Source organism: Achromobacter sp. 1011791174 (assembly GCF_059760925.1).
On record NZ_JCBANH010000001.1, the window covers coordinates 110,276 to 130,327 of the forward strand.

Below are 20,052 nucleotides of genomic sequence, written 5' to 3' on the forward strand. Positions count from 1 at the left end.
GACTGGAGTTGTTGCGCAACAAGCCGCCACACTGTCTCAACTGCGTCGCCCGCCGCCAGGCATGACAAGCCGGCGGCGATGCGGGACTTGGGGTTGGGGTGGGATGGAAAATGAATCAACTGCGCATACTTATGATGTCGCCGGACGAGCAGGCTCGCACTGCTGCCGTTTCGGCGCTGCTGCAGGCTGGCATTTCGGCCCGCGGCTGTTCGACTTCTCTCGAACTGTTCGGCTTGTTGAATAGCGGCGTCCACGACGCCGTCGTACTCGATGTGGATGCCCTGGGCGAAATTGGCTACGCCCTGATCGCCCGGCTGCATGGCTCTTCGGCGCTGGGCATCATCGTGACCGGCAAGGCGCTTTCGCTGGATGACCGCTTGCGTTGCCTGCAAAGCGGCGCCGACGCCTGCCTGCCCGGCGCGCAGGATCCGCGCGAACTGGCCTGCATGCTGCTGGCGCTGGCGCGCCGTCTGCCCGTGGGACAGCCGGCCGCAGGCGCGGACGGCGCCGCCAGCGGGCAGTGGGAACTGCGCGACCAGGGCTGGACGCTGGTCGCGCCGTCGGGCACCGCCATCTCGCTGTCGGCCAACGAACGCCTGATCGTCCGCTCGCTGCTGGAAGTGGCGGGGAGGGCGGTCGGCCGCAATGAATTGGGCGATGAGCTGCGTGTCGAAGGCGGCGGCGCCCGCTCCAGCGGCTCGCGCAGCATCGACGTGATCGTCAGCCGCCTGCGGCGCAAGGCCGAGCTGGCCGGCGTGATGCTGCCCATCCGTACCGTGTACGGCAGCGGCTACCTGTTCGCCGACCAATAGGGTCCTTCGGCAGCGTGCGTCGCACCGAGCCGTGCCGTGCCGTGCCGGCAATGGCCGCACGCCCCTGGGCGCTGCGCGTTCATGCCGTTCCGCCGGATTGCCGGTTAGCCTTGGATTCTCCGCCCTGCGGTCAGGCCGCAGCCGTGCTCCTTGAGCCTGTCACGGGCGCGCTTCTTGCGCGTAATGCGGCCCCATTTCCGATCAGCTACGCCGAATCGGCTGTCTTCTGCCGCCAACACGCCGCTGCGCTGCGCATATAAAGTTCTTTGACAGTGCAGCGCTTTCCAAGTTATGCTAAAGGGCTTACTGCTTTATTTGCGCGCAGAGCCCGTATGGTTTTCGGGCGCGGAAAAAGGTGGAAAGGACAGGCATGGCTTGCTTCTTGCAGGTCACCGCAGGGTCAGGAGGTGCGTCACGAGCCGTCCCGCCCCGCAGCCAGGTGTGTGTACAGGCATGCGATGCATGCTCATGTGATACATGCCGTGGCCGCCTCGCTTTCCGCAGTTTCCGGTACTGCGCGTTCCATGGTTTGCTGGCAGGCCCGCTCTTTTACGTATCTGACGTTAGAGGCGGTCTTGCGCGAGCCGCCTTCTCCGAGAGCATATCGCTCGAAGAGACGAGTACGTAAGTACTTACCAGTGGTACGTAAAAGGGATTTCAAAGGTCATGCCTACCATCAGCCAACTCGTGCGCAAGCCGCGCGAAGTCAGCATCATCAAGAGCAAGAGCCCCGCGCTCGAAAACTGCCCGCAACGCCGCGGCGTGTGCACCCGCGTGTACACCACCACCCCCAAGAAGCCGAACTCCGCTCTGCGTAAGGTCGCCAAGGTGCGTCTGACCAACGGTTACGAAGTCATTTCGTACATCGGCGGTGAAGGCCACAACCTGCAAGAGCACTCGGTCGTTCTGGTGCGTGGCGGTCGTGTGAAGGACTTGCCCGGTGTGCGTTATCACATCGTGCGCGGTTCCCTCGACCTGCAAGGCGTCAAGGACCGTAAGCAAGCCCGCTCGAAGTACGGCGCCAAGCGTCCGAAGAAGGCTTAATCGCTGTATCGCAGTACCCCGGCCGCGGATGTTCCGCAGACCGGAAAGTGTGCAGCTGCGCCAGTGGAAGCTGGAATAGTGTGCAGCACGTAAGGGGCCGTCACTGTAATGGGCGGCCATGGCCGTGTAATGAAACACGGTTCAACTGAACAGACACAAGGAAGCAACAATGCCCCGTCGTCGCGAAGTACCCAAGCGCGAGATTCTGCCCGATCCCAAGTTCGGCAGCGTCGAGCTCGCCAAGTTCATGAACGTCGTCATGCTGGACGGCAAGAAGGCCGTCGCCGAGCGCATCGTTTACGGTGCCCTCGAGCAAGTCGCCACCAAGACCGGCAAGGAGCCGATCGAGGTGTTCAGCACGGCGATCAACAACATCAAGCCGATCGTCGAAGTGAAGAGCCGCCGCGTTGGCGGTGCCAACTACCAAGTGCCGGTTGAAGTGCGCCCCGTGCGCCGCCTGGCCCTGGCTATGCGTTGGCTCCGTGAAGCCGCCAAGAAGCGTGGCGAGAAGTCGATGGATCTGCGTCTGGCTGGCGAACTGATCGATGCGTCCGAAGGTCGTGGCGCCGCGATGAAGAAGCGCGAAGACACGCACAAGATGGCCGAAGCCAACAAGGCTTTCAGCCATTTCCGCTGGTAATTTAAGGACTACCCACCATGGCCCGCAAAACCCCGATCGAGCGCTATCGCAACATTGGCATCTCTGCGCACATCGATGCAGGGAAAACCACCACGACCGAACGCATCCTGTTCTACACCGGCGTCAATCACAAGATTGGCGAAGTGCATGATGGCGCAGCCACCATGGACTGGATGGAGCAAGAGCAAGAGCGTGGCATCACCATTACGTCGGCTGCTACGACGGCGTTTTGGCGTGGCATGGCCAAGAACTACCCCGAACACCGCATCAACATCATCGACACCCCGGGACACGTGGACTTCACCATCGAGGTGGAACGTTCCATGCGCGTCCTGGACGGTGCCTGCATGGTCTACTGCGCGGTGGGCGGTGTTCAGCCTCAGTCCGAAACCGTGTGGCGCCAAGCCAACAAGTACGGCGTGCCGCGTCTGGCCTTCGTCAACAAGATGGACCGCACCGGCGCCAACTTCTTCAAGGTCTATGACCAGCTGAAGAACCGCCTGCGCGCCAATCCCGTGCCCATCGTGATCCCGATCGGCGCCGAAGACTCGTTCAAGGGCGTCATCGACCTGGTCAAGATGAAGGCCATCATCTGGGACGAAGCCAGCCAAGGCATCAAGTTCGACTACGAAGACATTCCGGCCGAGCTGCAAGGCGCTGCCGAAGAATGGCGCGAGAAGCTGGTCGAGGCCGCCGCCGAGTCGTCCGAGGAACTGATGAACAAGTACCTCGAGACCGGCGCGCTGGACGAAGCCGAGATCAACACGGCCATCCGTCAACGCACCATCGCCGGCGAAATCCAGCCGATGCTGTGCGGCACCGCCTTCAAAAACAAGGGCGTGCAGCGCATGCTCGACGCCGTCATCGACTACCTGCCGTCGCCCGTGGACATCCCCCCGGTCGAAGGCACCGATGACGACGGCAACGAAGTCAAGCGTCAAGCCGACGACGGCGAGAAGTTCTCCGCCCTGGCGTTCAAGCTGATGACCGACCCGTTCGTGGGTCAGCTGACCTTCGTGCGCGTTTACTCGGGCGTTCTGAAGTCGGGCGACACGGTCTACAACCCGATCAAGGGCAAGAAGGAACGTATCGGCCGCATCCTGCAGATGCACGCGAACAACCGCGAGGAAATCAAGGAAGTTCTGGCCGGCGACATCGCCGCCGTGGTGGGCCTGAAGGACGTGACGACCGGCGAAACGCTGTGCGACGTCGACTCGCACGTCACGCTGGAACGCATGGAATTCCCCGAGCCCGTGATCTCGCAGGCCGTGGAACCCAAGTCCAAGGCTGACCAGGAAAAGATGGGCCTGGCGCTGTCGCGCCTGGCGCAGGAAGATCCGTCGTTCCGCGTGCGCAGCGACGAAGAATCCGGCCAGACCATCATTTCGGGCATGGGCGAGCTGCACCTGGAGATCATCGTCGATCGCATGAAGCGCGAATTCGGCGTGGAAGCCAACGTCGGCAAGCCGCAGGTGGCCTACCGCGAAACGATCCGCAAGACCTGCGACGAAGTCGAAGGCAAGTTCGTCAAGCAGTCGGGCGGTCGTGGCCAGTACGGTCACGTGGTCCTGAAGGTCGAACCGCTGCCCCCGGGCGGTGGCTACGAGTTCGTGGACGCCATCAAGGGCGGCGTGGTGCCGCGCGAGTTCATCCCCGCGGTGGACAAGGGCATCCAGGAAACCCTGCCGTCGGGCATCCTGGCCGGTTATCCGGTCGTGGACGTCAAGGTCACGCTGTTCTTCGGTTCGTACCACGACGTGGACTCGAACGAAAACGCGTTCAAGATGGCCGGCTCGATGGGCTTCAAGGAAGGCATGCGCAAGGCCAGCCCCGTGCTGCTCGAGCCCATGATGGCCGTTGAAGTCGAAACGCCTGAAGACTACGCCGGTACCGTGATGGGCGATCTGTCCTCGCGTCGCGGCATGGTTCAGGGCATGGACGACATGGTTGGCGGCGGCAAGGTCATCAAGGCCGAAGTTCCGCTGGCCGAGATGTTCGGTTACGCCACGAACCTGCGTTCGCTGACGCAAGGTCGTGCCACGTACACGATGGAATTCAAGCATTACTCCGAGGCCCCCAAGAACGTCGCTGACGAAGTCATCGCCGCTCGGGCCAAGTAAATAACCCTCGCCGCGTCCGCCCAAAAGGCGGCGCGGCAAATATCGAAATTTCCTTGAAAGTCAAAGGATAGAGATCATGGCAAAAGGCAAGTTTGAACGTACCAAGCCGCACGTGAACGTCGGCACCATCGGCCACGTTGACCACGGCAAGACCACCCTGACCGCGGCCATCACGACGGTTCTGTCGACCAAGTTCGGCGGCGAAGCCAAGGGCTACGACCAGATCGATGCAGCTCCTGAAGAAAAGGCACGCGGCATCACCATCAACACCGCGCACGTCGAGTACGAAACGGAATCGCGTCACTACGCGCACGTTGACTGCCCGGGCCACGCCGACTACGTCAAGAACATGATCACGGGCGCCGCCCAGATGGACGGCGCGATCCTGGTCGTGTCGGCCGCTGACGGCCCGATGCCGCAGACCCGCGAGCACATCCTGCTGTCGCGCCAGGTCGGTGTGCCGTACATCATCGTCTTCCTGAACAAGGCTGACATGGTCGACGACGCCGAGCTGCTCGAGCTGGTGGAAATGGAAGTTCGCGAACTGCTGTCCAAGTACGACTTCCCGGGCGACGACACCCCGATCGTCAAGGGTTCGGCCAAGCTGGCGCTGGAAGGCGACAAGGGCGAGCTGGGCGAGCAGGCCATCCTGGCCCTGGCCCAAGCCCTGGACACCTATATCCCGACGCCCGAGCGTGCCGTTGACGGCGCGTTCCTGATGCCGGTGGAAGACGTGTTCTCGATCTCGGGTCGCGGCACCGTGGTGACCGGCCGTATCGAACGCGGCATCATCAAGGTCGGCGAGGAAATCGAAATCGTCGGTATCACCCCGACGGTCAAGACGACCTGCACGGGCGTGGAAATGTTCCGCAAGCTGCTGGACCAAGGTCAAGCCGGCGACAACGTGGGCATCCTGCTGCGCGGCACCAAGCGTGAAGACGTCCAGCGCGGCCAGGTTCTGGCCAAGCCGGGCTCGATCACCCCGCACACGGACTTCACGTCCGAGGTGTACATCCTGTCCAAGGAAGAAGGCGGCCGCCACACCCCGTTCTTCAACGGCTATCGTCCCCAGTTCTACTTCCGCACGACGGACGTGACGGGCACGATCGACCTGCCGGCCGACAAGGAAATGGTTCTGCCGGGCGACAACGTGACGATGACCGTCAAGCTGCTGGCCCCCATCGCCATGGAAGAAGGCCTGCGCTTCGCCATCCGTGAAGGCGGTCGTACCGTCGGCGCCGGCGTCGTCGCCAAGATCCTGAAGTAATCGGATCGCAAGCAGCACCTACCCAGCGGGGGCGCACCGCGCCCTCGCAACTCGTTCTTTAGGAAACGCCATGAAAAACCAAAAGATCCGCATCCGCTTGAAAGCCTTCGATTACAAGCTGATCGATCAATCGGCCGCCGAAATCGTTGATACCGCCAAGCGCACGGGCGCCGTCGTCCGTGGTCCGGTGCCGCTGCCCACGCGCATCCGTCGCTATGACGTGCTGCGTTCGCCGCACGTCAACAAGACGTCGCGCGACCAGTTCGAAATCCGCACGCACCAGCGCTTGATGGACATTGTTGATCCCACCGACAAGACCGTTGACGCCCTGATGCGTCTGGACCTGCCGGCTGGCGTCGACGTCGAAATCGCGCTGCAGTAAGTAGGCGTGGCAGGTTGGCGACCTTCGCCCGCCGACCTGTGAAAAATGGCCGCAATCCTTCGGGACTGCGGCCATTTTGTTTTGGGCGCCGGTCTGGACGCCGTCGCGGCGACCGGGGGCAGGGCACGGTTGTTAGCAGGCACTTACTTTGCCGGGAAGGCGCTGGTCAGCAATTGATCAGGATGAAAGGTGGCGATTCCTCGGAGCGCCGCCATGCATGCCCTGCGTCGGTCCGTCCGCTCCGCGTCGCGCGCCAGACACGGAAAACGCGCTAAGTGCTTGTGCTGCCTGAAAAAAACATGCTAATATGCGAAGCTTGCCATTTTGTGGCAAGTCTAACTATGGTCTGACGCTTTGCGTTGCCGGTCTTTTGCTGGAATCCGTAAGGAAACTCGCAAGGGAAACGCCCGGAAAGCCCGGATCAGGTTGCACATAGTCGTAGGGCAAAGGCCGTTACCTTTTGCCCGATTAGCCCCGACCAATCGCAGTCGGGAATGGAGAAAACGATGTCGAATTCGACACCCACGCCCGCCGCTCACCGGCTGGGTCTGGTGGGTCGCAAGGTCGGCATGACCCGCATTTTTACCGAGGAAGGTGAATCCATCCCGGTGACCGTGCTGGACGTGTCGAACAACCGTGTGACCCAGGTTAAGTCGCTGGAAACCGACGGCTACGCCGCGATCCAGGTGGCTTATGGCACCCGTCGTGCCTCGCGTGTGGCTCAGCCGCAAACGGGCCACTACGCCAAGGCCGGCACTGAAGCCGGCAGCATCCTGAAAGAGTTCCGCCTCGACCCCGCCCGCGCCGCTGAATTCGCGGCTGGCGCCGTCATCGCCGTGGAATCCGTGTTCGAAGCCGGCCAACAGGTCGACGTGACGGGCACCACCATCGGTAAGGGTTTCGCCGGTACCATCAAGCGCCACAACTTCGGTTCGCAACGCGCGTCGCACGGTAACTCCCGTTCGCACCGCGTGCCGGGCTCGATCGGTCAAGCTCAAGATCCGGGCCGTATTTTCCCGGGTAAGCGCATGGCTGGTCACCTGGGCGACGTCACCCGCACCGTCCAGAACCTGGACGTCGTTCGCGTTGACGCCGAGCGCGGCCTGCTGCTGGTCAAGGGCGCCGTCCCCGGCCACGCTGGCTCCGATATCGTCGTGCGCCCGGCCATCAAGGCCCCGGCCAAGAAGGGAGCGTAAGTAAATGGATCTCAAGCTCCTGAACGAACAAGGTCAGGCTGCCGCTACGTTCAGCGCGCCCGACACGATTTTCGGTCGTGACTTCAACGAAGCGCTGATTCACCAGGTCGTCGTGGCTTTCCAAGCCAACGCCCGTGCCGGTAACCGCGCCCAGAAGGACCGTTCCGAAGTCAAGCACTCCACCAAGAAGCCCTGGCGCCAGAAGGGTACCGGCCGCGCTCGCGCCGGTATGACCTCGTCGCCGCTGTGGCGTGGTGGTGGTCGCATCTTCCCGAACTCGCCTGAAGAAAACTTCAGCCAGAAGGTCAACAAGAAGATGTACCGCGCCGGTATCCGCTCGATCCTGTCGCAGCTGGCCCGCGAAGACCGCATCGCCGTCGTCGAATCGTTCGACCTCGAATCCCCCAAGACCAAGCTGGCTGCCGCCAAGCTGAAGAGCCTGGGCCTGGATTCGGTGCTGATCATCACCGACAACGTCGATGAAAATGTTTACCTCGCCACCCGCAACCTGCCGCACGTTGCCGTGGTCGAGCCCCGTTACGCCGATCCGTTGTCGCTGGTCCACTACAAGAAAGTGCTGATCACCAAGCCGGCCATCGCTCAACTCGAGGAGATGCTGGGATGAACGCTGAACGCTTGATGCAAGTCATTCTGGCTCCGATCGTGACCGAAAAGGCCACGTTCGTCGCTGAGAAGAATCAGCAAGTCGCTTTCCGTGTCGTGGCTGACGCTACCAAGCCGGAAATCAAGGCTGCCGTCGAACTGCTCTTCAAGGTGCAGGTCGAGTCCGTGCAGGTCCTCAACCGTAAGGGCAAAGTCAAGCGCTTTGGCCGTTTCGTCGGCCGCCGTCGCAATGAGCGCAAGGCCTACGTCTCGCTCAAGGACGGCCAGGAAATCGACTTTGCGGAGGTGAAGTAAATGGCCCTCGTAAAAGTTAAGCCGACTTCGGCTGGCCGCCGTGGCATGGTGAAGGTTGTCAGCCCGAACCTGCACAAGGGCGAGCCCTACGCGCCGCTGCTCGAAAAGAAGACCCGTGGCTCGGGCCGTAACAACAACGGCCACATCACCGTCCGTCATCGTGGCGGTGGTCACAAGCAACACTACCGTGTCGTCGACTTCCGTCGCGACAAGGATGGCATCCCGGCAAAGGTCGAGCGTCTGGAATATGACCCGAACCGTACGGCGCACATCGCTCTGCTGTGCTACGCCGACGGCGAGCGTCGTTACATCATCGCTCCCCGTGGCCTGGAAGTGGGCGCCACGCTGGTCTCGGGCATCGAAGCCCCGATCCGCGCCGGCAACACGCTGCCGATCCGCAACATCCCGGTGGGTACCACCATCCACTGCGTGGAAATGATCCCCGGCAAGGGTGCTCAGATGGTCCGTTCGGCCGGCGCTTCCGCCGTCCTGCTGGCCCGCGAAGGCACGTACGCCCAGGTTCGTCTGCGCTCGGGTGAAGTGCGCCGCGTGCACATCGAGTGCCGCGCCACCATCGGTGAAGTCGGTAACGAAGAACACAGCCTGCGCCAGATCGGCAAGGCCGGTGCAATGCGTTGGCGCGGTGTCCGTCCGACGGTTCGTGGCGTGGCCATGAACCCGGTCGATCACCCGCACGGTGGCGGCGAAGGCCGTACCGGTGAAGCACGCGAGCCGGTCAGCCCGTGGGGCACTCCGGCGAAGGGTTTCAAGACCCGTCGCAACAAGCGGACGAACAATATGATCGTCCAACGGCGCAAGCGCAAGTAAGAGGCGAACACTATGTCACGTTCGATCAAGAAAGGCCCGTTTGTCGACGCTCACCTGATCAAAAAGGTGGACACGGCCGTCGCGGGCAAAGACAAGAAGCCGATCAAGACCTGGTCGCGCCGTTCCACGATCCTGCCCGAGTTCATCGGTCTGACGATCGCTGTGCACAACGGCAAGCAGCATGTTCCCGTTTACATCAACGAGAACATGGTCGGTCACAAGCTGGGCGAGTTCGCGCTGACCCGTACGTTCAAGGGTCACGCCGCGGACAAGAAGGCGAAGAGGTAAGCGATGGAAACTACTGCCATTATCCGTGGGGTTCACATCTCCGCACAAAAGACTCGCCTGGTTGCGGACCTGATCCGCGGCCAGAAGGTCGGCCGTGCGCTGGAAATCCTCACCTTCTCGCCGAAGAAGGCCGCCGCCATCCTGAAGAAGGCTGTCGAGTCCGCCATCGCCAACGCCGAGCACAACGACGGCGCCGATATCGACGAACTGAAGGTCACCACGATTTTCGTGGACAAGGCTCAGTCGATGAAGCGCTTCTCCGCTCGCGCCAAGGGCCGCGGCAACCGTATCGAGAAGCAGACCTGCCACATCACGGTCAAGGTCGGAGCTTAAGGAGTCACGATGGGTCAGAAAATTCACCCCACTGGGTTCCGTCTCGCGGTCACCCGTAACTGGTCCTCGCGTTGGTTCGCCGACGACAAGGCCTTCGGCGCCATGCTGGCCGAAGACATTCGCGTCCGCGAGTACCTGAAGAAGAAGCTCAAGAGCGCCTCCGTTGGTCGCGTGATCATCGAGCGTCCCGCCAAGAATGCCCGCATCACCGTCTACTCGGCTCGTCCGGGCGTGGTGATCGGCAAGCGTGGCGAAGACATCGAAAGCCTGAAGGCTGATCTGCAACGCCTGATGGGCGTGCCGGTGCACGTGAACATCGAAGAAATCCGCAAGCCGGAAACCGATGCTCAACTGATCGCCGATTCGATCTCGCAACAGCTCGAAAAGCGCATCATGTTCCGTCGCGCCATGAAGCGTGCGATGCAGAACGCCATGCGTCTGGGTGCCCAGGGCATCAAGATCATGTCGTCGGGCCGTCTGAACGGCATCGAAATCGCTCGCACCGAGTGGTATCGCGAAGGCCGTGTGCCGCTGCACACGCTGAAGGCGAACATCGACTACGGCACCTCCGAAGCCCACACCACCTACGGTGTGATCGGCATCAAGGTCTGGGTCTACAAGGGCGACATGCTGGCCAACGGCGAACTGCCGCCGGAAACCGCCGCCCCGCGTGAAGAAGAACGCCGTCCGCGCCGCGCTCCGCGTGGCGATCGTCCGGAAGGTGCTCGCACCGGTCGTCCGGGTGGTCGTGGCCGTGGTCCCCGCAAGGCGGACGCGGCTCCGGCTCCTGAAGGAGAATAACCATGCTGCAACCCTCTCGCAGAAAGTATCGCAAAGAGCAAAAGGGCCGCAACACCGGTCTGGCGACTCGCGGCACCCACGTGTCGTTCGGCGAATTCGGTCTGAAGGCCACCGGCCGTGGCCGTCTGACCGCCCGCCAGATCGAAGCCGCTCGTCGTGCCATCAACCGTCACATCAAGCGTGGCGGCCGCATCTGGATCCGGATTTTCCCGGACAAGCCGATCTCGCAGAAGCCTGCCGAAGTCCGTATGGGTAACGGTAAGGGCAACCCGGAGTACTGGGTCGCCGAAATTCAGCCCGGCAAGGTGCTCTACGAAATGGAAGGGGTTAGCGAAGAGCTCGCGCGTGAAGCTTTCCGCCTGGCCGCTGCCAAGCTGCCGATTTCGACCACGTTCGTCGCGCGTCATATCGGTGCTTAAGGAGTACTAAGACATGAAAGCCAGCGAACTCCGTTCGAAAGACGCCGCCGAGCTCGGCAAAGAGCTCGAAAGCCTGCTGAAGGCACAATTCGGTCTGCGTATGCAGAAGGCCACGCAGCAGCTTGCCAACACCAGCCAGCTGCGTAACGTGCGCCGCGACATCGCGCGCGTGCGTACCTTGCTGACCGAGAAGGCAGGGAAATAAAGATGAGCGAAACTCAAAACACCCAAGTGGCCAAGCGCCAGCGCACGCTGGTTGGCAAGGTCGTCAGCAACAAGATGGACAAGACTGTCGTCGTGCTCGTTGAGCGCCGCGTCAAGCACCCCATCTTCGGCAAGATCATCATGCGCTCCGCGAAGTACAAGGCGCACGATGAGTCGAACCAGTACAACGAAGGCGATACCGTCGAAATCGCTGAAGGCCGTCCCATCTCGCGCTCGAAGTCGTGGCGTGTGGTGCGTCTGGTTGAAGCCGCGCGTATCATCTAAGTAGCAGTGCATCGGGACGGCATGCCGTTCTGATATAAAACGGCAAGGGATCAAACCCTTGCCGTTTTTTTTCGTCCGGCGCGTCCGTTGCGACGCGCGCAATCAGGCAATGTGGAGCAGGGCAAAGACATGGGCCGCCGTTTTTCAGGCTTCAAGCGGATCACACGCGCGGCGTGCGGCATGAGCGTGTTTGCATGCACGGCAGCCTGGACGATATCCGCGGCGCAGTCGCTGCCCGCGGAGCCCGTGGGCGCGGCACCCACGCCAGCGATGCCGGTGGCGGAACAGGGGCTGGCCGGACCTGCTGCCAAGGCCGGCGTCGCAAATCCTGGTGCTCAAATTGGCGTGGACAGGTCCGTCGCATCGCCTGGCGATGTGCCGATGCCCATCGACAAGCGGGGCAACAATGCCCTGACGGCCGGCCCCGACCCGCGTGTGCAGTTTCCCGCAGACTCACGTGACCATGCCGCCATTTTTGGCACGCAAGACGAGGACGAGCTGGCGCTCGCCGGACAGGAGCGCGCCGTCGACGAACAACGCATGCGCTTGCAGGCATTGGAACGCTTGTTCAATCAGACGCCGGGTCCGCGCGCAGCGCCGGCAGGCACGATTCCGCTGAGCCGGAGTTCGGCCGATCAGCCGCCGCCTTCCATGCCGAAGCTGGCCCCCGCGCCGGCCGGCTCGCGCCTGGACGGCACGATGGATGCGCGACGTCAGGTCGATGCCATGCAGCGCAAGGTGGATGGCATGCTGCGCAACGCCAATACCTTGAGCACGCCGTCGCGTTGAGGGGCCGCCTTCGGCGCATACCCAAACTCTGAAACCCAGCGTAGCAACTGTCCGGAACCAGGGTATTCCCGGCCTCGATCCCGCCTGTTACAACTCTCGCGGGCACGCATTCCGCGTGCCCGGACTTCAGTCGGCAGGAGCGTGAAACATGCGTGGATCTGTGGGTAAGTTCGTGGCCGCTTGCGGCGTTGTTCCGATGGTGCTGGTCTTGATGGCGCCGGCAGCGCAGGCTGATCTCAATAGCGTGCAATTGAAGGACGTCACCGTGCAGCGCCCCTTCAGCGAGAGCGTGGTCGTCATCGGTAGCGACGGTCAAGTGCGTGCCGGCATGGAGGTCAGCAAGTTGACCCGCCAGATCAGCGAGCAGGCCGATGCGTTGACGGAATTGCGGCGCAAGAACGAGGAGCTGAGCCGCAAGCTGGAAGAACAGACACAGAAACTGTCGGCGCTGGAGCGCAAGCAGGGCGACGGCGGCCGCAGCAGCGACGGCCAGCGCAACGACCTGGACAAGCTGAGCCGCAATGCGGACAGCCAAAAGAACGAGCTGGAGAAACTGTCGCGCAGCGTGTCGCAGTTGAACAGCAACGCGGATTCCAGCAGCCGCAAGATCGACGATCTGCAACGGCGCGTGGATGACGTAAAGCGCAGCGTGGAGGATGTGCGCAGCCGCGTGAAATAGCGCGCGGCGCGAGGCCGTGGATGGCTAGGCGAAAGCAGGCAGCAGCAGCTTTTGCCTGAGCCCGGGAACCGTGGCCACCGAGGCGCCGGCGCGGCAAGCGCGCCGGCTTATCGCCGTTTCGCCAGTTCCCTGAGCCGTCCCGCGATCCCCGTCGGAAAGTAATACACCGACACCACGAACAGGATGCCCAGCCACAGCAGCCAGCGGTCAGGCTCGAACAGCAGCGCCAGCGGCGCCACGCCCGCCACGGTTTCGTGGATCAGGTGCAGGCCGTCCTGCAGATAGCTTTGCGCGAACACGAACAGGCTCGCGCCGATCACCGCGCCGTACATGGTGCCCATGCCGCCGATCACCAGCATCAGCAGGATGTTCAGCATGATCTCGAACGACAGCGAGGTGTCCGGCCCGTTGTAGCGCAGCCAGAGCGCGTAGAGCGCGCCGGCCAGTGTGGCGAAGGCGGCCGCCAGCAGGTTGGACAGGCTGCGGTACAGCACCGTGCGGTAGCCGATGGCCTCGGCGCGGAACGGATTTTCGCGGATGGCCTGCAGCACGCGGCCGAACGGCGAATTGACGATGCGCAGCAGCAGCAGGAACAGCACGACGGCGACCGCGGCGATCAGGTAGTAGGTGATGATGCGTCCGTCCACCGTCACGCCGAACAGCGGTTCGGACAAGGGGCGGAAAGCGGGGCGCAGCATCTGCGGCACCTTGAAGTTCAGCCCGTCCTCGCCGCCCGTCAGATCCGACAGCTGCGATACCAGTGTCTGGAAGGCGGCGGCCACGGCCAGCGTGATCATGGCGTAGAAGATGGCGCGCACGCGCAGGCTGGCCAGCCCGATCAGCAACGCAAAGGCCAGCGACACCGCCAGGCCGCCGGCGGCGCCGGCCAGCACCGCGGTCCAGCCCGGTTCCAGCCGCACGCTGGCGATGGCCACGCCATAGGCGCCGATGCCGAAGAACATGGTGTGCGCGAAGCTGACGATGCCGGTATAGCCCAGCAGCAGGTCGTAGCTGGCCACCAGCACGATGAACACCAGGATCTTGGCCGCGACCGCGAGCGACTTCGGTCCGGGGAACAGGAACGGCGCGGCAAGCAGCAGCAGCGCCACCGCGATCAGCAGCGCGCCCAGCACCATGCTGCGCGGAGGATCGCCGGAAAGCAGACGTAGGGACATGAGGCGGGTCCTAGCGGTTGGCGACGGGGTAGACGCCTTGCGGGCGCCACAGCAGGATGGCGACCATGAGCGCGATGTTCGAGAAGAGCGCGGCCTTGGGCATCAGAAAGCCCGTGTAGTTGGCCATCAGGCCGACCAGCAGCGCACCGATCAGGCAGCCCACCGTCGATCCCAGCCCGCCGATCATGATGACGATGAAGATCAGCACGTTGACCTGCGCGCCCAGCTGCGGCACCACCGACTGCTGGTACAGCCCCCACAGCGCGCCGCCCAGTCCGGCCAGCATCGAGCCGGCCACGAACACGCCGACGAACAGATGGCGGATGCGGTAGCCCAGGCTTTCGACCATTTCGCGGTCTTCCACGCCGGCGCGGATCAGCAGGCCCAGCTTGGTGCGGTTGAGCAGCCACAGCATGCCGCCCAGCACCGCCAGGCCGCCGACCAGCGCCACGATGCGAAACTTCTCGATGGCGGCATCGCCCAGCAGCACCGCGCCGCGCAGCGCTTCCGGCAGCGGCAGCGAAATGGTCTGCGGGCCCCAGATCATCTTGATCAGCTCTTCGCCGATGATCATGCCGCCCATGGTGATCAGGATCTGCTTCAGGTGCTGGCCATAGACCGGCCGCACGATGACGCGCTCGAAGGCCAGGCCCACGGCGCCGGCCACCAGCATGCCCACGATCATGGCCGGCAGCACGGCGGCCAGGTTCATCCACAGGCTGCCGGACTGGGTCCAGTCGCCCATGGCGCCCAGCACGGTGGCCGCCAGGTAGGCGCCAATGGCGATGAACAGGCCATGGCCGAAGTTCAGCACGTCCATCAAGCCGAACACCAGCGTCATGCCCGAGGCCACGATGAAGATGATCATGCCCATCGCCAGGCCGGCGAAGGTCAGCGTGAGCCAGGTCGAGAAGGAGCCCACCAGCGGCAGGGCGATGGCGGCCAGCGCCAGCACCAGCAACACGGGGCGCAGGTCGGCGCGGACCTGCGGCAGCGGAGCGTCGGCGTCCAGGGTACTCATTGGTGGCTTCCCAGGGAAAGGCCGAGCAGGCGCGTCTGCAGCGCCTCGTCCTCGGCCAGCTGCGCCATGCCGCCGGCGTGCACCACGCGGCCGTCGTCCATGACGGCCACGCGGTCGCCGACCTGGCGCGCGAAATTGAAGTTCTGTTCGACCAGCAGGATGGTGGTGGCTGCCTGCTTGAGCTCGATGAAGGCGTCGATCATGTTCTGCACGATGGCCGGCGCCAGGCCCTTGCTGGGTTCGTCGATCAGCAGCAGCCGGCGCGGTTCGATGATGGCGCGCGCGACCGCCAGCATCTGCTTCTGCCCGCCGGAAAGCTTGCCGGCCGGATGCAGCCAGAACTTGCGCAGCGCGGGGAAGAACCCGAAGATCCATTCCAGCCGCGCCGTGTCGAGCTGGCTGGCGTTGGCGGCGCCGCGCGCGGCCAGCAGGATGTTCTCCTTCACCGACAGGTCGGCGAAGATGCCCATGTTCTCGGGTACGTAGGCGACGCCGCGGCGCGCCATGTCGGGCGGTGACACGCGCACGCCGGGTCCGCCGGCGGCCTCGCCGTCGAAGCGCACATTGCCCTGCGAGGCTTTCCACAGGCCCATGATGGTGCGCAGCGTGGTGGTCTTGCCGGCGCCGTTGCGGCCCAGCAGCATGGTCACCTGGCCGGCGGGCACCGTCAGGTCCACGCCGTGCAGGATGTGGTACGCGCCGATGTGCGTGTGCACGTCTTTCAATTCGAGCAGCGGACGGGTCTCGCCCGCCGGCGTATGCGTGCCTGGGGCGGCGCCCGCGCCGCGCGCTATCGCGCTCATGCCGTCTTCTCCGTCGGGGCCACGCCCAGGTAGGCCTGTTGCACGATGGGCGAGGCGATGACTTCGGCGGGCTCGCCATCGGCCATCAGCCGGCCGTTGTGCAGCACCACGATGCGGTCGGCCAGTTCACGCACCACGTCCATCTTGTGCTCCACCAGCAGGATGGTCTTGCTGCGGTCGGTCTTGATCTCGCGGATCAGGTCCAGCACCACCGGCACGTCGTCCACGCTCATGCCGGCGGTGGGCTCGTCGAACATGAACACCTGCGGTTCCAGCGCGATCAGCATGGCGATCTCCAGCTTGCGCTGGTCGCCATGCGGCAGGTCGGCGGCGATGTGGTCGCGCCGGGCGGACAGCCGGGTGCGCTCGAGCAATTCATCGGCGCGCGCGATCAGGGCGCGGTCGTCGTCCCAGGTGCGCCAGAAGCGGATCTGGCGCCAGCCCAGGCCCTGCTGGCGCGATTGCAGCGCCAGCCGCACGTTCTCGTGCACGCTCAGGCGCGGGAACAGCTGCGTCAGCTGGAAGGCCCGGCCCAGGCCCGCATGCATGCGGGCCGGCGCGGACAGTCCGGTCAGGTCGCGGCCGTTCAGCCGCACCGAGCCGGCGCTGGCGCGCAACTGGCCGGAGATCAGGTTGAAGTACGTGGTCTTGCCCGCGCCGTTGGGGCCGACGATGGCCGTCAAGGTGCCGGGCGCGAAGCCGCAACTGACACTGTCGACGGCTACGTGCCCGCCGAAACGGATCGTGAGCGCTTGGGTTTCGAGCATGAGTGGCGACGCGCTAGCGCTTGTTCTGGACGGGCACGTCCATCTGGTCGGGCGTGATCTCGCGCACCAGGTCCTGCACGGCCCAGGGCACCGAGGCGTCGTTCTTGATGCGGAAGTGGTACATCGACTGCATGGCCTGGTGGTCCTGCGGGCGGAACGTCATCTTGCCCTTGGGCGTGTCGAAGCTCATGCCTTCCATGGCCTTGATCAGCGCGTCGGTGTCGGACTTGCCCTGCGTCTTGTTCAGCGCCTGCACGATGGCGATGCCGGCCGACATGCCGCCCGCGGTGAAGAAGTCCGGCGGCTGGCCGAAGCGCTTCTGGTGCTCGGTGACCAGCCAGTCGTTGACCGGATTCTTGGGGATGCCGTAGTAGTAATAGGTGGCGCCTTCCATGCCGGCCAGCGACTTCAGCGGCGTCATGGCGGCCAGCGTGTTGCCGCCGGTGGCGATCTCGATGCCGTAGCGCTTCGGGTCCAGGTCGGCGATCTTGAACGGGTTGCCCGCGCCGGCCCAGAGGATGAAGATGATCTTGCGGCCCGGCTTGTCCTTGAGTGCGTCGAACAGGCGCTGCGCGCCGGCGGTGAAGTCTGTGGCGTTGGCCGGCAGGTATTCCTCGTGCACGATCTTGGCGTGCTTCAGGGCGCCCTTGAAAGCCTTCACGCCGTCGCGGCCGAAGGCATAGTCCTGCGCCAGCATGGCGATCGACGTGCCTTCCTGGTCGAAGGCCACGGCGTTGGCGATGGCGTCCTGCGAGGAATTGCGGCCGGTGCGGAAGATGTACTTGTTCCACTTGTCGCCGGTGATCGAATCCGCCACGGCGGGTTCGACCAGCAGGATCTTCTCGTATTCCTCGGCGATGGGCAGCATGGCCAGCGCCACGCCCGAGGACGTGGGGCCGACGGCGATGTCGGCGTTGTCGTCGGCATAGGCCGAGGCCAGCTGCGCGCGCGCCACGTCGGGCTTGCCCTGGTTGTCCTTCTCGATGACGCGGATCTTGCGGCCGGCCACCGTCATCGTGCCTTGCGTGGCGTACTCCAGGCCCAGCATCAGGCCGTTCTGGGTCTGCTTGGCATAGGCTTCCAGCGGGCCGGTCTTGTCGTAGACGTGGGCCACGACGAAGTCCTTGGCCATGGCGGCCGATTGCATGCACAGGCCGGCCATCGCGGCCAGCAATACGCGTTTCATCATGGTTGTCTCCTAATGCGCGGGGGCGGTCGCCGCCGCGTGATCCGGTTGAGCCAGGAATTGCCTGACGGCGTTGATCTGCGGCGCGATGTTCAGCGCCGGGGCGTGGCCGCAGTCGGGGAAGTCGATGCGCTGCGCGCGCGGTCCGCGCTGGGTCATCGCATGCGCCACGTCGGGCAGCAGCAGGTCGGAATCGGCGCCGCGCAGCAGCAGCAGCGGCATGCGCAGGCTGTCATAGCCCTCCCAGCGTTCGTAGTCGCCGGGGTGGTGGCTGAACTGGCCGACGATGGCCGGGTCGTAGTGCGCGGTGACGCGGCCGTCGGGCAGGCGCCGTACCGAGGTCTCGGCCATGCGGCGCCACTGTTCGTCGCTTTGCCAGCCGTAGGGCTTGTAGGCGGCGCGCAGCCAGGTTTCGAGTTCGGTCACGGTATCGAACGCCGGCGGCTGGCCGGCGTAGGCCAGGATGCGGTCGATCGCGGGCTGCGGCAGCGTGGGGCCGATGTCGTTCACCACCAGGTGCGAGATGCGGTCGCGCAGCGTGGTGGCGGCCGCGTGCATGCCGGTGGCGCCGCCCATGGACGTGCCGACCCAGCGCAGGCGCGCCAGGCCCAGCCCGTCGGCCAGCGCGCGCGCCAGCCGGGCGTAGAAGTCCAGGCGGTATTCGGCGACGGGGTCCGGGCTCCACTGCGACAGGCCGCGGCCGATGGCATCGGGACAGATGATGCGATAGTCGCCGGCCAGCGCCTGCGCCAGCTCGTCGAAGTCGCGCCCGGTACGGGCCAGGCCGTGCCACATGATGACGGGCGGCGCGTCGGGCGCGCCCCATTCCACATAATGCAGTTCCCGGCCCTCGCAGCGCAGGTAGCGCGAAGCCGGCGTATGACGGGCGGCCTGTGCGGTCGCTTGGGTCATGGTCTCCTCCCGGATGTTCCAGGTTGTTGTGTGCTTATCCGGCTGACTATAGACTTGCGCCAGGCGCGTCCACAATGCGTCCGCCGCCCCGCAGCAGGGTGGATCAAGAATATGTAGACGCAAGATCAATTTGCGCCATTTTCCGGGTAAGGAGACCGCGCCATGCCGGACACGGAATTCGCCATTTCGGCCGATGCCGGCGCCGAACGCTACGACCGCTGGCGCGAGGCGCTGGCCGACGCCTTTGGCCCGTTCGAGGTGCACCACGGCAAGCCGGCGCAGTTCGCCGGCCATGTGCGCTACGCGCGCCGCGCCAGCCTGCAGTTCAACGACCTGCATTACCAGGGCCAACAGCTGGAGCGCACCGCCGGCAATGTGTCGCGCCTGGACCAGGAGTTCTACACCTTCGGCCTGCCGCTGTCCGGCCCGCTGGCGGTGGTGCAGCAGGGCAGGGAGTTCCAGGTCGAGCCGGGTTGCGTGTACCTGATGAACCAGAGCCTGCCCTACCAGGCCACCGCGCTGGGGGCAGCCGGTTATCGCAGCCTGAGCGTGTCGTTTCCGCGCAGCGCGCTGTCGCAGCGCGATTCCCGCATCGGCGCGTTCCACAAGCTGCGCATCGATGACGGTTCGCCGCGAGGCGCCATGCTGGCCAGCTACATGGACCATCTGTTCAAGGGCATGGACGGCTGGTCGGACGGGGAAGTCGCGGAATTGGGCGAGCGGCTGATCGACCTGATCGCGCTGTTCATGGTGCAGGACGGGCAGGCGCAGGCCTCGGCATCCGACAGCAGCGTGACGCTGGCGCATCGGCAGCGGGCGCTGGCCTACATGCGCCAGCATCTGGCCGATCCGGATCTGTCGCCGCAGCGGGTGGCCGACGGCTGCGGCCTGTCGGTGGCGTACCTGCACCGGATCCTGCGCGCCGGCGGAACGTCGGCCGAGGCCTTCATCTTCGAGGAGCGGCTGGAACGATGCCGCGAACTGCTGCTCAACCCGCTGCATCGCCATCGCAGCATCGCCGAGCTCGCATATCAGGCGGGGTTTTCGCATCCCTCGCACTTCAGCCGGCTGTTCAAGCGCCGTTTCGGCATGACGCCGCGGGATTGGCGGGCCCGGTCCTGACGGGCCGGCCCTGGCCAGAACATTCAATTCCTTGATTGATCGTGTATCGGGCCGATGGTAT

General features: G+C 64.3%; 25 protein-coding genes. 19 read left to right on the forward strand and 6 right to left on the reverse strand.

Annotation, left to right across the window (positions count from 1 at the left end):
- Window positions 1–110: 110 nt before the first annotated feature.
- The 18 genes from AC6LJ5_RS00490 (at window position 111) to AC6LJ5_RS00575 (ending at window position 13,005) form a co-directional block, all read left to right on the forward strand.
- A complete protein-coding gene (locus AC6LJ5_RS00490; protein ID WP_103271745.1) occupies window positions 111–812 on the forward strand; it encodes a response regulator transcription factor in 702 nt (233 codons plus the stop codon).
- A 666-nt stretch (window positions 813–1,478) separates the two neighbouring features.
- Window positions 1,479–1,856, forward strand: a complete 378-nt coding sequence (gene rpsL / locus AC6LJ5_RS00495; protein WP_005017264.1) for a 30S ribosomal protein S12 — start codon at window positions 1,479–1,481, stop codon at window positions 1,854–1,856.
- A 169-nt stretch (window positions 1,857–2,025) separates the two neighbouring features.
- The gene (gene rpsG, locus AC6LJ5_RS00500) at window positions 2,026–2,496 is read left to right on the forward strand and encodes a 30S ribosomal protein S7 (RefSeq protein WP_103271744.1); all 471 of its coding nucleotides are present in this window, start codon (window positions 2,026–2,028) and stop codon (window positions 2,494–2,496) included.
- 17 nt (window positions 2,497–2,513) lie between these two features.
- Window positions 2,514–4,616, forward strand: a complete 2,103-nt coding sequence (gene fusA / locus AC6LJ5_RS00505) for an elongation factor G (protein ID WP_103271743.1) — start codon at window positions 2,514–2,516, stop codon at window positions 4,614–4,616.
- Between the two features lie 76 nt (window positions 4,617–4,692).
- Complete coding sequence (gene tuf, locus AC6LJ5_RS00510; RefSeq protein WP_103271742.1) at window positions 4,693–5,883, forward strand: elongation factor Tu; 1,191 nt, start codon at window positions 4,693–4,695, stop codon at window positions 5,881–5,883.
- 70 nt (window positions 5,884–5,953) lie between these two features.
- Entirely contained in the window at window positions 5,954–6,265 is a 312-nt protein-coding gene (gene rpsJ / locus AC6LJ5_RS00515) for a 30S ribosomal protein S10 (protein ID WP_003806903.1), read from the forward strand.
- A gap of 506 nt (window positions 6,266–6,771) precedes the next feature.
- Window positions 6,772–7,461: a 50S ribosomal protein L3 gene (gene rplC / locus AC6LJ5_RS00520; RefSeq protein ID WP_199770953.1), complete on the forward strand. Its 690-nt coding sequence runs from the start codon at window positions 6,772–6,774 to the stop codon at window positions 7,459–7,461.
- A gap of 4 nt (window positions 7,462–7,465) precedes the next feature.
- Window positions 7,466–8,086: a 50S ribosomal protein L4 gene (rplD, locus tag AC6LJ5_RS00525; protein WP_103271740.1), complete on the forward strand. Its 621-nt coding sequence runs from the start codon at window positions 7,466–7,468 to the stop codon at window positions 8,084–8,086.
- Window positions 8,083–8,379 (forward strand): 50S ribosomal protein L23, encoded by a 297-nt coding sequence (rplW, locus tag AC6LJ5_RS00530; RefSeq protein WP_006216557.1) that lies wholly within the window; start codon window positions 8,083–8,085, stop codon window positions 8,377–8,379. Before rplD ends, rplW begins: the two co-directional genes overlap by 4 nt.
- Complete coding sequence (gene rplB / locus AC6LJ5_RS00535; protein WP_103271739.1) at window positions 8,380–9,207, forward strand: 50S ribosomal protein L2; 828 nt, start codon at window positions 8,380–8,382, stop codon at window positions 9,205–9,207.
- Window positions 9,208–9,219: 12 nt separating this feature from the next.
- Entirely contained in the window at window positions 9,220–9,495 is a 276-nt protein-coding gene (gene rpsS / locus AC6LJ5_RS00540) for a 30S ribosomal protein S19 (RefSeq protein WP_006216555.1), read from the forward strand.
- 3 nt (window positions 9,496–9,498) lie between these two features.
- Complete coding sequence (gene rplV, locus AC6LJ5_RS00545) at window positions 9,499–9,828, forward strand: 50S ribosomal protein L22 (RefSeq protein WP_006389608.1); 330 nt, start codon at window positions 9,499–9,501, stop codon at window positions 9,826–9,828.
- Window positions 9,829–9,837: 9 nt separating this feature from the next.
- Window positions 9,838–10,629, forward strand: coding sequence for a 30S ribosomal protein S3 (gene rpsC, locus AC6LJ5_RS00550; RefSeq protein WP_103271738.1), 792 nt, complete (start codon window positions 9,838–9,840; stop codon window positions 10,627–10,629).
- A gap of 2 nt (window positions 10,630–10,631) precedes the next feature.
- The gene (rplP, locus tag AC6LJ5_RS00555) at window positions 10,632–11,048 is read left to right on the forward strand and encodes a 50S ribosomal protein L16 (protein ID WP_006389610.1); all 417 of its coding nucleotides are present in this window, start codon (window positions 10,632–10,634) and stop codon (window positions 11,046–11,048) included.
- Window positions 11,049–11,061: 13 nt separating this feature from the next.
- A complete protein-coding gene (gene rpmC, locus AC6LJ5_RS00560) occupies window positions 11,062–11,253 on the forward strand; it encodes a 50S ribosomal protein L29 (RefSeq protein WP_003806912.1) in 192 nt (63 codons plus the stop codon).
- Window positions 11,254–11,255: 2 nt separating this feature from the next.
- The gene (gene rpsQ / locus AC6LJ5_RS00565; protein ID WP_006216549.1) at window positions 11,256–11,537 is read left to right on the forward strand and encodes a 30S ribosomal protein S17; all 282 of its coding nucleotides are present in this window, start codon (window positions 11,256–11,258) and stop codon (window positions 11,535–11,537) included.
- A gap of 87 nt (window positions 11,538–11,624) precedes the next feature.
- A complete protein-coding gene (locus tag AC6LJ5_RS00570) occupies window positions 11,625–12,326 on the forward strand; it encodes a hypothetical protein (RefSeq protein WP_233772645.1) in 702 nt (233 codons plus the stop codon).
- A 148-nt stretch (window positions 12,327–12,474) separates the two neighbouring features.
- Window positions 12,475–13,005 carry a hypothetical protein gene (locus AC6LJ5_RS00575; RefSeq protein WP_158658310.1) on the forward strand — a complete coding sequence of 177 codons (531 nt, stop codon included), beginning with the start codon at window positions 12,475–12,477 and terminating at the stop codon, window positions 13,003–13,005.
- A gap of 107 nt (window positions 13,006–13,112) precedes the next feature.
- On the opposite strand, the gene AC6LJ5_RS00580 is transcribed toward AC6LJ5_RS00575, so the two are convergent.
- Genes AC6LJ5_RS00580 through AC6LJ5_RS00605 form a run of 6 tightly spaced genes read right to left on the reverse strand, consistent with a single transcriptional unit; the run spans window position 13,113 to window position 18,869 of the window.
- Window positions 13,113–14,180, reverse strand: coding sequence for a branched-chain amino acid ABC transporter permease (locus AC6LJ5_RS00580; protein WP_103271736.1), 1,068 nt, complete (start codon window positions 14,178–14,180; stop codon window positions 13,113–13,115).
- 10 nt (window positions 14,181–14,190) lie between these two features.
- A complete protein-coding gene (locus tag AC6LJ5_RS00585; RefSeq protein WP_103271735.1) occupies window positions 14,191–15,201 on the reverse strand; it encodes a branched-chain amino acid ABC transporter permease in 1,011 nt (336 codons plus the stop codon).
- Window positions 15,198–16,004, reverse strand: coding sequence for an ABC transporter ATP-binding protein (locus tag AC6LJ5_RS00590; protein WP_498139562.1), 807 nt, complete (start codon window positions 16,002–16,004; stop codon window positions 15,198–15,200). The genes AC6LJ5_RS00585 and AC6LJ5_RS00590 overlap by 4 nt, the downstream gene beginning before the upstream one ends.
- A complete protein-coding gene (locus AC6LJ5_RS00595) occupies window positions 16,001–16,771 on the reverse strand; it encodes an ABC transporter ATP-binding protein (RefSeq protein WP_392412405.1) in 771 nt (256 codons plus the stop codon). Before AC6LJ5_RS00595 ends, AC6LJ5_RS00590 begins: the two co-directional genes overlap by 4 nt.
- A 13-nt stretch (window positions 16,772–16,784) precedes the next feature.
- Window positions 16,785–17,957 carry a substrate-binding domain-containing protein gene (locus AC6LJ5_RS00600; RefSeq protein ID WP_392412425.1) on the reverse strand — a complete coding sequence of 391 codons (1,173 nt, stop codon included), beginning with the start codon at window positions 17,955–17,957 and terminating at the stop codon, window positions 16,785–16,787.
- 12 nt (window positions 17,958–17,969) lie between these two features.
- Window positions 17,970–18,869, reverse strand: coding sequence for an alpha/beta fold hydrolase (locus tag AC6LJ5_RS00605; protein ID WP_498139563.1), 900 nt, complete (start codon window positions 18,867–18,869; stop codon window positions 17,970–17,972).
- A gap of 162 nt (window positions 18,870–19,031) precedes the next feature.
- On the opposite strand from AC6LJ5_RS00605, the gene AC6LJ5_RS00610 reads away from it, so the two are divergent.
- Entirely contained in the window at window positions 19,032–19,991 is a 960-nt protein-coding gene (locus AC6LJ5_RS00610; protein WP_103271731.1) for a helix-turn-helix domain-containing protein, read from the forward strand.
- The last annotated feature ends 61 nt before the right edge of the window (window positions 19,992–20,052 follow it).